This is a genomic window from Massilia hydrophila (assembly GCF_020208145.1).
Lineage (GTDB): Bacteria > Pseudomonadota > Gammaproteobacteria > Burkholderiales > Burkholderiaceae_D > Telluria > Telluria hydrophila.
In genome coordinates, this window is record NZ_JAHYBX010000002.1 from 330168 (window position 1) to 343799 (window position 13632).

Here is a 13632-nt window from a genome sequence, read left to right on the forward strand (position 1 = left end):
ATCCGTACGCCCGTCCCCCGTAATGACTGCTATCATCCATTGTTGAGTTATCGGCTTTTCCACACCTTTCCCCCGTGAGCAACATGCCCTGGCCATTTGACGCGAGCGCGGACGCCGAGAGCGCCTCCGCCCACATGACGGAGATGGAGCGCCGCATGCGCACCTTCCCCTGGGAGACCACTCCCGTCGGCCCCGTCGCCGGCTGGCCGCCGAGCCTGAAGAGCGCCGTGCGCACCGTGCTCGACCTGCGCCTGCCGGCCCACCTCGCGTGGGGAGATACCTGTATCCAGTTCTTCAACGACGCCTACATCCCCATCCTGGGCGACAAGAAGGACAGCGCGCTCGGCAACGACACCAGCGTCACCTGGTCCGAGATCTGGCCGGTGCTCGCGCCGATGTGGGAGCGGGTACGCCAGGGCGAGTCGCTCGGCTCGGACGCAATGCCGCTGACGATCAACCGCTACGGCTACTACGAGACCTGCTACTTCAGCCATTCGTACAGCCCGATCTACGGCGCCAGCGGCAAGGTCGAGGGCATCCTGACCACCTTTGCCGAGATCACCAAGGCGGTGCTGGGCGAACGGCGCCAGGCCTACCAGGTCAAGCTGGCCGACGCGCTGCGGCGCGAAACGGCCTTCGGCCCCACGCTCAAGGCCACCATCCGGCTCACCAGCGAGTACTTCGCCAACGCCAACGTCGCCTACGTCGAACTGGACGAACAGAAGCGCACCTTCGCCGTCAAGGAAGAATGGAAGGATGGCATCGAGACCGGCGGCGCCCAGGGCACGCTGCCGGTGGACATGCTGTCGCCGCGCCAGCTGGAGGCGCTGCGCGCCGGCGCCACGCTCTGCATCAACGACGTGTCCACCGATCCGGAATGCGCGGCCGTCGCCAAGCCCTGCCTGATGCTGGGCATCCATTCGGTGGTGGTCATCCCGCTCAAGGACGGCGACCGGCTGCACGGCGCCGGCTTCCTCTATAAAGACCATCCCTACCGCTGGACCGACGACGAGCGCACCCTGGCCGAAGACCTGGCGCGCCGTACCTGGGAAGCGCTGCGCCGCATCCGCGCCGAGGAAGCGCTGCGCGAAGAGACCCGCATCCTCGAGCTGCTGCACCGCGCCGGCGGGGTGCTGGCTTCCACCCTCGACCTGGACACGCTGCTGCAGTCGGTCACCGACGCCGCCACCGAACTGACCGGTGCCGCCTTCGGCGCCTTCTTCTACAACGGCAAGGACGCCAACGGCGACGCCTACCTGCTGTACACCCTGAGCGGCGCCCCGCGCGACGCCTTCGCCAGCCTCGGCCACCCGCGCCCGACGGCGGTGTTCGGCCCCACCTTCGAAGGTGGCCCGCCGGTGCGCAGCGGCGACATCACCAAGGATCCGCGCTACGGCCGCATGGGCCCGCACCATGGCATGCCGCCCGGGCACCTGCCGGTGCGCAGCTACCTCGCGGCCTCGGTCTGCTCGCGCTCGGGCGAGGTGCTGGGCGGGCTGTTCTTCGGCCATCCGGAGCCGGACGTGTTCGACGAGCGCAGCGAGCGCCTGATTTCCAGCTTCGTGGCCCAGGCCGCGGTGGCGATCGACAATGCGCGCCTGTACGACCTGGCCCAGCGCGCCGCGCGCGAGCGCGAAGACATCCTGGCCAGCGAGCGCGCCGCGCGCGCCGAGGCTGAGCGCCACAGCACGATGAAGGACGAATTCCTGGCCATGCTGGCGCACGAGCTGCGTAATCCGCTGGCGCCGATCACCAATGCCGCCCAGCTGCTCAAGATGCCCAGCGTGGATGAAAGCCTGCGCCTGAAGGCGGTCAGCATCATCTCGCGCCAGGTGCGCCACATGACGGAACTGGTGGACGACCTGCTGGACGTGTCGCGCGTCACGCGCGGCCTGGTCAAGCTGGAAAACGAGAACCTCGACCTGAACGCCGTGCTGCGCTCGGCCGTGGAGCAGGCGCGCCCGCACATCGAAGCCAAGAACCACACGCTGGACGTGGAGTCGCCGGGACGGCCGGTGGTGGTGACCGGCGACCGTACCCGCCTGGTGCAGGTGCTGGTCAACCTGCTCAACAACGCGGCCAAGTACACGGCGGCCGGCGGGCGCATCGTCCTGCGCCTGGAGGCGGAAGCGGGGCAGGCGCGCCTGAGCGTGATCGACAACGGCAGCGGCATGGATGCGCGCCTGCTGCCGCACGTGTTCGACCTGTTCACCCAGGCCGAACGCGCGCCCGACCGTTCGCAGGGCGGCCTGGGCATCGGCCTGGCGCTGGTCAAGACCATCGTCCAGATGCATGGCGGCCAGGTCGAGGCCCACAGCGACGGCCCGAATCTCGGCGCCGCGTTCTCGGTGCGGCTGCCGCTGGCATCCGACCAGGCGACCAGCGCGGCGGCGCCGCGCATGGAGCGGCGCCGCCATCCGGTCTCGCCCTGCACCTTGACCATCGTCGACGACAACGTCGACGCGGCCCAGTCGCTGGCGGTGCTGCTGCGCGAGCAGGGACATACGGTGCACGTGTTCGACGGCGCGATCCGTACCCTGGCCTCGCCCGATATCGGCGGCACCCACGCCTTCATCCTCGACATCGGTCTGCCCGACATGACCGGCTATGAACTGGCGCGCCGCCTGCGCCGCGAGCATGCGCAGGCCAGCTTCATCGCGCTGACCGGCTACGGCCAGGCACGCGACCGCGACCTGTCGAAGCAGGCCGGTTTCGACCATCACCTGGTCAAGCCGGTCGACTTCCGGGCGCTGGCCGAGATCCTGGCCCAGTTGCCGCAGTGCGGGCCGGGCGCCGCCGGGGTGGCGCCGGAGGCCGGCAAGGCCGGTGCCAGCGGACCGCGGCTGAGCCTGTCGTCTTGACTTTATTTCTATAAATCAGCACTATTCTTCCATCCTTCATCCTCGATCCTCCGACATCACGTCCGTGTCCCGTAAAAAGAACAGTCGCCAGTGGGCGCGCCTGCGAATCCTGTGTTCCGGCGGCCTGCACCTGATGACCCTGATCCCCGATGCGCTGGAACTGGTGCGCGAGCTGATTCCCAACAGCGCGTCCCAGCTGTTCCTGGTCGCGGAGCGGGCGCCGGAAGACATGCACGAAGCGAATGTGCTGGGCGTGCTGCCGCCGCCCAACGGCTACTTCTACGGCGACTCGGTCGATTTCGGCGTGCCGCCGGCGGAAGCGCGGGCGCGCGCCGCCCACGTGCTGGAAGCGCGCCTGGGCCCGGCGTCGCACCCGCTCGGCACCCTGACCCTGCTGCGCGACGGCGGCCCGCCGTTCGACGCGGACGACGAGGAAGACCTGGGCCGGGTGGCCAATTACTTTGATTACGCGCTGCGCAATGCGGCCGCCGCCGGCAACGGCCTGCTTGGGGTGATCGAGGACGAGGCCATGCTGCTGGCCACCACCAACGGCGACATCCTGTTCCTGAGCGATTCGGCCGGTGCGCTGCTTGGCCAGCTGGCCTCGCAGGAACAGCAGGTATTCGACCGCCGCACCCTGCCGCCGTTCTGCCTGCGCCTGGTGGAGTCGGTGGTGTACGGTGAACGCTATCCGTGGCGCCTGCCGGCCGGCACGCTGGAGCTGGCGGGCGGCGTGCTCGAAGCGCGCGCCCAGTGGATGAGTGCCGGCTCCTACGACGCCATCCACAGCCGCACGGTCGGTGTGTTCCTCAAGTTCGTGGTGCCGATGCCGCTGCGGATCTGGCGCGCACTGGGCAGCGTGGAGCTGTCGCCGCAGCAGATGGAAGTGGCGTTCTGGATGGGCCTGGGCGGCGGACGGGACGCGGCGCGCTCGCGCATGGACGTCAGCGACGCCGTGCTGCGCGACTGCGTGAAGGCCGTCTACGAGAAGTTCGGCTGCACTTCCGAGGCCGGCCTGCTGGCCATCCTGCGGCCCGCCATCTCGCGCATGTAGGGCGCCCGCGCGGACCTTCCCCCCACCCCAGGGGCTGGAATACAGACGTGTCGTTTTCTTATCATGCTGGTCGAGGCCGGCGTGCGGCCACCATGCGCTCCCCGTCCGCCAGGATGGTCTACACTGGCATGGCTTTTCATTATTTCAACCGGATCCGAAGGAGACTTGTCATGAACATTCGATGGATGTGCGCCGCCCTGCTGGGCGCTACCTGTGCCCTGGCCAACGCGGCGGACATGAAGGTCGCGATGAAGATGGCGACCGACAAGGGCGAGGGCGCCGACGTCGGCACCGTCACCATCAGCGAGACCCGCCACGGCCTCGTGTTCACCCCGGCCCTCACCGGCCTGACGGCCGGCCTGCACGGCTTCCACGTGCACGAGAACGGCAGCTGCGCGCCGAACCAGAAGGACGGCAAGACAGTGCCCGCGGGCGCCGCCGGCGGCCACCTCGATCCGGCCAAGACCGGCAAGCACGGCCTGCCCTGGGGCGACGGCCACCTGGGCGACCTGCCGGCGCTGACGGTGGACGACAAGGGCGCCGCCACCAACCCGGTACTGGCCCCGCGCCTGAAGCTGGCCGACGTCAAGGGCAAGGCCCTGATGGTGCACGTCGGCGGCGACAACCACGCCGACCATCCGGCGCCGCTGGGCGGCGGCGGCGCACGCATGGCCTGCGGCGTGATCCAGTAAGCAGCTGCGCCTGCGCGGGATGGCGCCACGGCGCCACCCGCATCCCTCCTAACTTTCCCCGCGCGGCGGCAGCGCCACCTGGGGCACCCCGGTGTCCTGCGCCGCGATGAAATCCTCCAGCGCGCGCGAGAGGTCATCCACCACGCGCTTGCCCCAGGCCTTCTCCATCAGCCGGTACTGCTGGTCGATCAGCGGCGCGATCGCGTCGAACAGCGCGTCGCCCTGCGGCGCCAGGCTCACCATCACGCGCCGCGCATCGGCCGCCACCCGCGTGCGCCGCACCAGGCCCGTCTCTTCCATCCGCGCCAGCATGCCCGCCATGCTCGGGCTCAGGATCTGGCACAGTTCGCACAGTTCGCGCGGCTCAAGCTGGCCGCGCTCGTCCAGCGCGCGCAGGATGCGCCACTGCTGCTCGGTGATGCCGAAGTGGTTCAGCACCGGGCGAAAATGCGACATCAGCGCGTCGCGCGCCTTCAATAGCTGCTGGGGCAGGTTACGGTGGGTTATGCGGCGGGCCAATCTGGTCTCCCATTGAACTTCGTGACGGCCAACAAGGCCGTGGACGGCATCTTCACTTGACTCGCTAATACATTAGTGATTTACTGCGAACATATTAGCGAATTTCGCTGACCTATCTCACTTTTTTTTGCGCTAGCGACAACACGTGATTATCCGGGACCGGCCCTCGGGGCTCAAGCTGTTCGTGCTCCTGCGCGGCTCCATCCTTCCGCACATCCTGCCTGTCCTGGTGGTGAACGTCGTGGTCGCGACCCTGGTCACCTGGCTGCACGGCAGCCTGGGCGACGTCAAGATCACGCTCACCACGATTCCCTTCACGCTGATCGGCCTGCCGCTGGCGATCTTCCTCGGCTTTCGCAACAACTCGGCCTACGACCGCTTCTGGGAAGGGCGCAAGCTGTGGGGCGAACTGCTGCTGCGCGCGCGCAACCTGGCGCGCCAGTGCGCCAGCCTGGTTGACGACCCCCGCCCGGCCCACATCCGCAACGGGCTGGAGGACGTGCGGGTGCGCATGGTGCTGCGCGCCGCCGCCTTCTCGCATGCACTGCGCGACCTGCTGCGCAACCTGCCGCCCGACCCGGCGCTCGAAGGGTTGCTTCAGCCGGCCGAATTCGCGGCGCTGGCGCAGGCGCCGAACAAGCCCGACTACCTGATGCAGCAGATGGGCCACGACCTGGCGCGCTGCCTGAAGGAAGAGCGCATCGCGCCCTGCCTGGCGGTCAACATCGACCATACGCTGTCGGCCATGACCGCGGCTGCCGCGTCCTGCGAGCGCATCCGGAACACGCCGATTCCGTTCTCGTACACGCTGCTGCTGCACCGCACGGCCTACCTGTACTGCTTCCTGCTGCCTTTCGGGCTGGTGGACACGATCGGCTTCATGACGCCACTGGTGGTGGCCATCGTGGCCTACACCTTCTTCGGCCTCGACGCCCTTGGCGACGAGCTCGAGGAACCGTTCGGCACCGACCACAACGACTTGTCCCTGAACGCCATCTGCCGTGCGATCGAGATCGACCTGCGGGGCGCGCTCGGGGACGAAGCGCCCCCGCCGCCGCTGGCGGCGGTCGACTACCGCCTGACCTGAACCCGTTCGGGACCGGCGGCGATTCTGCGAAGTACTGGAGAAGACAAGATGCACCACGACCAACACGTACAACACGACCGCATCCGCCTGCCGCAGCTGCGCGAGCGCATTACCAGCGCGGCCCAAGCGGCCACCTGGATCAAGGACGGCATGACCGTCGGCATGAGCGGCTTTACCCGCGCCGGCGACGCCAAGGCGGTGCCGCTGGCGGTAGCCGACCGCGCCCGCGAAGAGACCTTGAAAATTACCGTGATCACCGGCGCCTCGCTCGGCGGCGATACCGACCGCCAGCTGACCGAGTCCGGCGCCCTCGCGCGACGCATGCCCTTCCAGACCGACCCGGCGCTGCGCGCCGCGATCAACAAGGGCGAAGTGATGTTCATCGACCAGCACCTGTCCGAGACCGTGGAACTGCTGCGCACGGGCCAGATCGCCCCGATCGACGTGGCCGTGATCGAAGCGGTGGCCATTACCGAGACCGGCGGCATCGTGCCCACCACCTCGGTCGGCAACAGCGCCAGCTTCGCGATCCTGGCCGACAAGGTGATCGTCGAGATCAACACCAGCATGTCGCCGGCGCTGGAAGGCCTGCATGACATCTTCATCCCGAAGCGCCGCCCGAGCCGCGAACCGATGCCGCTCACCAGCGTGAGCGACCGCATCGGCACTCAGGCCATCGAGATCCCGCCCGAGAAGATCGTGGCCATCGTCTTCACCGACAAGCCGGACAGCGCCTCGACCATCCTGCCGCCGGATGCCGAAACCGCCGCCATTGCCGGCCACCTGATCGACTTCTTCGCCGGCGAGATCGCCCAGGGGCGCCTGACCGAGAGCCTGATGCCGATCCAGGCCGGCATCGGCACCATCGCCAACGCGGTGGTGTCGGGCCTGAACGAGGGCCCGTTCCGGCACCTGACGATGTATTCGGAAGTGCTGCAGGATTCGACCTTCGAGCTGTTCGACTCGGGCAAGCTGGATTTTGCATCGGGCTCGTCGATCACGGTGTCCGACGCCAAGGGCCGCGAAGTGTTCGGCAACATCGAGCGCTACAAGGACCGCCTGGTGCTGCGTCCGCAGGAGGTGAGCAACCATCCGGAAGTGGTGCGGCGCCTGGGCATCATCGCCATCAACACGGCGCTGGAGTTCGACATCTACGGCAACGTGAATTCGACCCACGTGGCGGGCACGCACATGATGAACGGGATCGGCGGCTCGGGCGACTTCGCGCGCAACGCCTATCTATCGGTGTTCGCCACCAAGTCGGTGGCCAAGGGCGGCAAGATCTCGAGCATCGTGCCGATGGCCTCGCACGTGGACCACAACGAGCACGATGTCGACGTCGTCGTCACCGAGGTCGGCCTGGCCGACCTGCGCGGCCTGGCGCCGCGCGAACGGGCGCAGCGCATCATCGACAACTGCGTGGCCGAACCGTACAAGGCGATGCTGCGTGAATATGTGGAGGAAGCCAGGCGCGGAGGCGGGCAGACGCCGCACGTGCTGGAAAAGGCCTTCGAGTGGCACGTGCGCTACCGCGAGACGGGCTCGATGCTGCCATGATCGCAGGGTGGGTGTCTGTCATTCCAGGCATTGCCCGAAACCACTCCACCCACCCTGCGAAACCGGAGACCGTCCTTACTTGGCCGCGGTGCGCGCCTTGCCGAACGGGTCGCCAGCTTTCCACTGCGGCGCCTTCGGCGCATCGGCCACCCTGCGTCCCAGGTTCAGCGTAAACTGCGCCTGCTGCACCATGCCCGCCAGGTCCCAGCTCGGGTCGTACTCGTCGTTCGCCTGGTGATAGCGCTCGCGGTAAGCCTTCTGCTTGGCGTTGCTCGCTTCCACATCCTTCACCCAGCCGTGGCCCGCGCCTACCGAGAAGGCCGGCACGCCGGCCTTGGCGAAGCTGAAATGGTCGCTGCGGAAGTAGCCGCCGCCCAGGTCGGGCCGGCGCGGCGCGATGCTCAAGCCCATCTCCTTCGCGGTGGCGGCTGCCATCTCGCCCAGGTCGGTGCGCTCGCTGCCCGGGGTGCTGACGTCCTTGACCAGGCCCACGAAGTTCAGGCTGTCCAGGTTCAGGTTGGCGACCGTCTTCTCGATTGGCCACAGGGGTTTGGCCGCATAGGCTGCGCTGCCCAGCAGGCCCTGTTCTTCGGCCGCGACCCACAGGAACATCTGGCTGCGCTTGGCCGGGTTGCGTACGGCTTCCTGCGCCATCGCCAGCAGGGCGGCGGTGCCGGAGGCATTGTCGACCGCGCCGTTGAAGATGGTGTCGCCGCTGCTGCCTTGCTTGCCCATGTGGTCCCAGTGGGCGCTGTAGATCACCACCTCGTCCTTGAGCTTCGGATCGGTGCCCGGCACCACGCCGGCCACGTTGAATTCGTTCAGGGTACGCACTTCGGCGCGCGCTTCGCCCCGCACGCGCGCGTTCAGCGCCACCGGCCTGAAATCCTTGCCTTCCGCGGCGGCGCGCAGCTTGTCCAGGTCCTGGCCGCCGGCCGCGAACAGCGTGCGCGCGGTGGCGTCGGTCATCCAGCCCTGCAGGCCGGTGCCGAGCATGCCCTCGGCCAGCTGGAAGCGTTCCGCATTCGCCCAGCTGTTCTGCACCACGCTCCAGCCATACGAGGCCGAGGCGTCGGTGTGGATCAGCAGGACGCCGGCCGCGCCCTGGCGCGCCGCTTCTTCCAGTTTATACGTCCAGCGGCCGTAGTAGGTCAGGCCTTCGCCGTTGAAGCGCTTCGGTTCGGCGGCGGTCGGCCTCGGGTCGTTGACCATCATGACCAGTACCTTGCCCTTGAGGTCCTGGCCCTTGAAATCGTCCCAGCCTTCTTCCGGCGCGTTGATGCCGTAGCCGACGAACACCAGCTCGGCGTCCAGGCGGTGGTCGGCCTGTGCGTCGCCCGGGCCCCAGACCCAGTCGGCGCCGAACTTCAGCGGCAGCGGCTGGCCGTTGGCGACCAGGCCGATGCTGCTCTTTTCCGGCAGCGCGCGCACGCCGGCGATCTTCACCGGCTGGCGGAAGCTGCCCCCGTTGACCGGCTGCAGGCCGATCGCGGCGGCCTGGGTTTCCAGGTAGGTGACGGTCAGTTCGCCACCGCGCTGGCCGGTGCCGCGGCCTTCGACCGCGTCGGAGGAGAGGAAGGCGAGGTGGGCGCGCAGCGGCGCTTCCTTGACGGTGGCGGCGGAGGCTGGCGCCTTTGGCGCGGCTGCCTGTGCCGGATAAGCCAGCGCCAGGCTGCCGGCGAGGGCGGTGAGAACCAGGGAGGAGACAATCTTGTGCATGGTTTCCTGCTGCTTGGGTTGATCGAGTGGCACGGTGTGCAGCAGGCATTGTATGCCAGGCCGCGGGCTCAGTAGAACCGCAACACGTCCGACGAAACCGTCATGCCGGTTCCCGCCAGCCGGTGCGGGCCACCCGGCGGCAGCAGGTGCACCGGCAGGCCTGGCATGCGCTCCTCCACCACCACCGCCAGGATATCGTCGGCGGGGGCGTCGAGCGTGAAGCGCAGCAGCCGGTCCTGCATCCCGTACAGGGATAGCGACCACGCGCTTTCCCTGGCGGTGAGCTGGCGGCCGTTGAGGGTGGAGCGCTGCGGCTTGGTACCCGCTGCCCACATCTCGATGTGCGGCGCCCGGTTCTTCGAGCGCAGCGTGAATTCCACCTGGCGCAGCGCTGGCCGCTGCCCGGGCCTGGCCAGGCGCGGGTTCTTCAGCATGAAGGCTTCCGGATAGGCGATGGCGTCCTCGCGCGGTGCGATCGCAAGCCACTGGCGCGGGCTGTTCCAGCCGAACACGTCGACCTGGACCTCGGGTTTGGTCAGGTTCGGGAACAGTTCCCTGGTCCAGCGGTCGAGCGGCCGTCCCTGGCGCTCGTCCCGCAGCAGCCAGTAGGCGCGCCAGCTGTTCATGTCCTTGAAATACACCAGGCCTTCCGGCGCGCGCGCCGGGTGCTCGGCTAGCGTGGCTTGCATGGCTTGCGTGCGTGCGGGCTGGCCTGGCGTCGCCAGGCCGGGCGCCAGCGCCGTGGCCAGCAGCAGCGCCGCCCCGACCACGCGTCCGAGCGGCAGCAGCAGCAACAGGCTGGCAAAGCACAGCAGCATCACCGTCAGCACCAGCGCCGGCAGGTAGATGCCGTGCGGGGCCAGCGCGCTCCAGCTGGTGCGCAACGCGGGTACGAACAGCAGGAGCGCGGGCACCAGCCCGAGTGCCAGGATCAGGAACCGGGAGTTGGTATCGCGCGGCGTTTGCAGCGCAGTGAACGCGGCCAGCGCCGCCACCAGTGGCCAGGCCAGCAGGTAGGCGGCATCCGGCGCCAGCGCCAGCACCCCGAGCAAGGCCACGGCCAGCCAGGCCATCGTTCCGAGGAACACGGAAGCGGCGCCCGCCAGCCGCCGCAGCAGGTAGAGCGCGCCGATGAACAGGCAGGCACCGGCCAGGGCGAACACCAGGGCCGCCCCGCCGTCCTGGTCCCGGGTCAGCGCGGCCAGCTCGTGGCGCCGTTCCCAGAGCAGCATGCGGGTGGCCAGCAACAGCACGGCCACGCCGAAGAAGCCGCGCAGCAGCGGGACGGCACCGGCCGCGCTGCGGGCCAGCGTCGTGTGGTAGCCACGCACCAGCAGCAGGGCGGCCAGCGCCGCCAGGCCCCAGGACAGGATCGCCGGATGCCGCACCTGGCCCAGCACGGGCAGCGTGAACCAGGCATGCGGCTGGCGCGCACCGCGTGCCAGCGGCACGTTGCCGAACTGCTGCGCCAGGCGCAGCATGCTGTCGCCCAGCTGCGCCAGCAAGACCGGGTCGGGACGCTCGGCAGCGGCCCGCCGGCCGGTGTTGGCAAATAGCAGGGCCGGGGCATCGATGTCCGCGAGCGGGCCGGTGCGCGGCATGTCCGGCAGCAGCCGGTACAGGCGCGCCGTCAGCGCGCTGCCCGGCATGCCGGGCGTGGCCGCGGCCCAGCCGCGCAGCACCTGGCTGCCCGCGCCGCTTGCATCGGCCAGCACCAGCGGCCCGGCGCCGCCGGTGCCGTCGAACTTCAGCACCAGGCCGATCCTGCGCGCCAGCGGATGCTGCTGGACGAAGCCGCTGGCGCCGAGCGCCCCCACATCTTCGCCATCGGCGAACAGCAGCACGATGTCGTTCAGGTGCGCCTGACCCGTGTGCAGCGCACGTGCGGTCTCGATCAGGGCCGCCACCGGCGCCACGCCCCGGTTGCCGAGCGCCGCGCCAGGCGTCAGTGTGCCGCTGTCATAGTGGGCCGCGATCAGCAGGGCGGGACGGCGCAGCCGGTCCGGTGCGCTGCCGGGCAGGTGCACCACGATGTTGTGCACGACGCCCAGCGTCACGTGCGTGCCGCCCCACTTGCGGATGCTGGACTTCTGCACCGTGGCCGTCTGTACCTGCGGTGCCAGGCCAATGCCGCGCAGCTGGCCGACGATGTAGGCGCGCGCCGCCGCATTGGCGGCGGTGGCGATCGGGCGCGGCGCGGCGCCCAGCAACGCCATGTGGCGCAGCATGGGCGCGAGCCGTGGGGCGGCCTGCGCATCCGGCGCCGGCGGGGCGGCCGGTCTGGTGAGCCAGCCCAGCGCCAGCAGCACAACAGCAATCAGCAAGCCGACGCCCAGTGCAGCCCGGCCCGGCGCCCGCGCCGGCGCCGTCGGTATTCCAGCAGTAAACATGTCTCTCTCTCATTCTTGATGTTGTGGTTGGTGCTGCGGTGCTGCGGTGCTCATGCAAGGGGCGAAAAAAAGCCCGCGAACCAGGCGGGCCAAAAAGGGAACCAATGTGGTTTATTCGAGTGTCCAGACATAGGCGATCTGCCCCCAGCCCGCTTCGGCGACGCCGTTGTTCATGGCCGGCTTGAACTGGCACAGGCTCAGGGCGTTGAGGGCGGCGCGATCGAGTTCGCGGTGGCCACTCGATGTCCGGACCTTGGCGTTCTGCACCCGGCCGTCGGCGCCGACCAGCAGCGCCAGTGTCACGGTACCGGTGTCGCCGTTGCGCGCCGCGGTTACCGGGTAGTCCGGCTTGGCGCAGCCGTCGGCATTGGCCAGCACGGCGCTGAACATCTGGCCCGGGTTGCCGCTGCTGGCCGCCGGCTGGGCGGGCGGCGCGTCGCTGGCCGAGGGCAGGGCGGGTTCCGGCGCCGGCTCGGCCTCGGTGGTGGCCTGCACGGTATTCTCGATCGGCGGCGGCGGCACCTCGACGTCGGGCTTCGGCACCACGATGTCCGGCTTGACGGCTTTTGGCCGGGGCGCCGGCGGTTCCGGCGGCGGTGGCGGGGGTGTCTGCGGCTGGATCCACACGGTGGCGTCCTCGATCAGCTTGGGCAGCACGATGCCTTTCGAATTCATCACATTGATCAGGCCCATCGCCACCAGCACGTGCAGGCCGGCCACCAGGGTGAACTTGCCGGCCTTGCCGCCGGCGCCATCGTTGAGTTGCGTGAAGTGCATGACGAGCTCCTTGTTATTGGGCCCAGCGAGCGGGTCGCAGGACTTTTTGCTTAAGGAAAGATATGCATCTGGCAGTTCATGGAATTAATATATGCTAGGTCCTAGCAATGTGTAAAGCTATTTGTTGGTAGTTATGCTTCTATTTGTAAGTCGTCCCCCCCTCGGGGCCGAGATCAAATGGGGTCTCGCGTCGCGCCGCGTTGTATGAAATAATCGTCCTGCTACCCGCGTTCTTTCCGTCGCTTGGCACACATAGCTGCCACAGATTGGTAAGCGGATGTAAGCGGGTCATGTCAGCAGGCGAAACAACAGGAGTGAGTGTGGTGTCCGAACAGAAAAAACCGATCCGTGTCATGCTTGCGGACGACCACCCGATCGTGATGACCGGGTTTGCCATGTCGCTCGAAGCGGCCGGCATGCAGGTGGTGGGGCAGGCCAAGACCCCGAGCGAAGCAGTGGCGCTGTATGCGGCGCAGCAGCCCGATGTCGTCATCCTCGACATGCGCTTCGGGACCGAGCTGACCGGCCTCGATGCCGCCCAGAGCATCTTGAAGGACGATCCGCGCGCGCGCATCATCTTCCTGAGCCAGTTCGACCAGGACAGCCTGATCAAGGAAACCTACCGCATGGGCGCGCATGCCTTCGTCACCAAGGACTGCGATCCGTCTGACCTGGTGACCGCGGTACGCCATGCGCACGACGGCAAGCTGTATTTCCTGCCGCAGATCGCCTCGCGCCTGGCCAGCATGGCGGTGCGCGGCGACGTCACGCCACAGTCGCAGCTGGACGAGCGCGGGCTGGAAATCTTCAAGCTGATGGCCGAGGGGCTGACCAACGCCGAAATCGCCGAGAAGCTCGACCTGTCCACCAAGACCATCAGCAACATCAGCCAGTCGATCAAGGAAAAGCTGGGCGTGCACCGCCAGGCCAACATCACCCTGCTGGCCGTGAAGCATGGCCTGATCGAGCCCTGAGC

The 13632-nt window shown here is 68.3% G+C and carries 10 protein-coding genes; 6 read left to right on the top strand and 4 right to left on the bottom strand.

All coding sequences use genetic code 11. The features are described from left to right. The first annotated feature begins 83 nt into the window (after positions 1-83). The 3 genes from LE190_RS08635 to sodC all read left to right on the top strand — a co-directional run bounded on the left by LE190_RS08635 (position 84) and on the right by sodC (position 4607). Complete coding sequence (locus tag LE190_RS08635) at positions 84-2861, top strand: GAF domain-containing protein (RefSeq protein WP_225238329.1); 2778 nt, start codon at positions 84-86, stop codon at positions 2859-2861. Between the two features lie 64 nt (positions 2862-2925). After that, on the top strand, positions 2926-3915 hold the full coding sequence (locus tag LE190_RS08640; protein ID WP_225238330.1) for a helix-turn-helix transcriptional regulator: 990 nt from the start codon (positions 2926-2928) through the stop codon (positions 3913-3915). Positions 3916-4085: 170 nt separating this feature from the next. After that, complete coding sequence (gene sodC / locus LE190_RS08645; protein WP_224944146.1) at positions 4086-4607, top strand: superoxide dismutase family protein; 522 nt, start codon at positions 4086-4088, stop codon at positions 4605-4607. Between the two features lie 48 nt (positions 4608-4655). Here the strand turns inward: sodC and hpaR are convergent, their stop codons facing one another. After that, entirely contained in the window at positions 4656-5126 is a 471-nt protein-coding gene (hpaR, locus tag LE190_RS08650) for a homoprotocatechuate degradation operon regulator HpaR (protein ID WP_225238331.1), read from the bottom strand. Positions 5127-5271: 145 nt separating this feature from the next. Here hpaR and LE190_RS08655 point away from each other — a divergent pair, with 145 nt between their 5' ends. Together LE190_RS08655 and scpC are read left to right on the top strand one after the other, a co-directional pair. After that, positions 5272-6213 (top strand): bestrophin family protein, encoded by a 942-nt coding sequence (locus LE190_RS08655; protein WP_225238332.1) that lies wholly within the window; start codon positions 5272-5274, stop codon positions 6211-6213. A gap of 48 nt (positions 6214-6261) precedes the next feature. Further along, positions 6262-7770 (top strand): succinyl-CoA:acetate CoA-transferase ScpC, encoded by a 1509-nt coding sequence (gene scpC, locus LE190_RS08660; RefSeq protein ID WP_225238333.1) that lies wholly within the window; start codon positions 6262-6264, stop codon positions 7768-7770. A gap of 75 nt (positions 7771-7845) precedes the next feature. Here scpC and LE190_RS08665 read toward each other — a convergent pair whose 3' ends face one another. The 3 genes from LE190_RS08665 to LE190_RS08675 all read right to left on the bottom strand — a co-directional run bounded on the left by LE190_RS08665 (position 7846) and on the right by LE190_RS08675 (position 12656). Continuing rightward, complete coding sequence (locus LE190_RS08665) at positions 7846-9489, bottom strand: M28 family peptidase (RefSeq protein ID WP_225238334.1); 1644 nt, start codon at positions 9487-9489, stop codon at positions 7846-7848. Positions 9490-9557: 68 nt separating this feature from the next. Then, on the bottom strand, positions 9558-11879 hold the full coding sequence (locus LE190_RS08670) for a M28 family peptidase (RefSeq protein WP_225238335.1): 2322 nt from the start codon (positions 11877-11879) through the stop codon (positions 9558-9560). 111 nt (positions 11880-11990) lie between these two features. Beyond that, the gene (locus LE190_RS08675) at positions 11991-12656 is read right to left on the bottom strand and encodes an energy transducer TonB (protein WP_225238336.1); all 666 of its coding nucleotides are present in this window, start codon (positions 12654-12656) and stop codon (positions 11991-11993) included. A 323-nt stretch (positions 12657-12979) separates the two neighbouring features. On the opposite strand from LE190_RS08675, the gene LE190_RS08680 reads away from it, so the two are divergent. Beyond that, positions 12980-13630 carry a response regulator gene (locus LE190_RS08680; RefSeq protein WP_224944173.1) on the top strand — a complete coding sequence of 217 codons (651 nt, stop codon included), beginning with the start codon at positions 12980-12982 and terminating at the stop codon, positions 13628-13630. Positions 13631-13632 lie beyond the last annotated feature (2 nt).

Coding starts and splice junctions, on each gene's coding strand:
- LE190_RS08635 (WP_225238329.1), top strand. CDS start 84: ATGCCCTGGCCATTTGACGCGAGCGCGGACGCCGAGAGCGCCTCCGCC.
- sodC (WP_224944146.1), top strand. CDS start 4,086: ATGAACATTCGATGGATGTGCGCCGCCCTGCTGGGCGCTACCTGTGCC.
- scpC (WP_225238333.1), top strand. CDS start 6,262: ATGCACCACGACCAACACGTACAACACGACCGCATCCGCCTGCCGCAG.
- LE190_RS08665 (WP_225238334.1), bottom strand. CDS start 9,489: ATGCACAAGATTGTCTCCTCCCTGGTTCTCACCGCCCTCGCCGGCAGC.
- LE190_RS08670 (WP_225238335.1), bottom strand. CDS start 11,879: ATGTTTACTGCTGGAATACCGACGGCGCCGGCGCGGGCGCCGGGCCGG.
- LE190_RS08675 (WP_225238336.1), bottom strand. CDS start 12,656: ATGCACTTCACGCAACTCAACGATGGCGCCGGCGGCAAGGCCGGCAAG.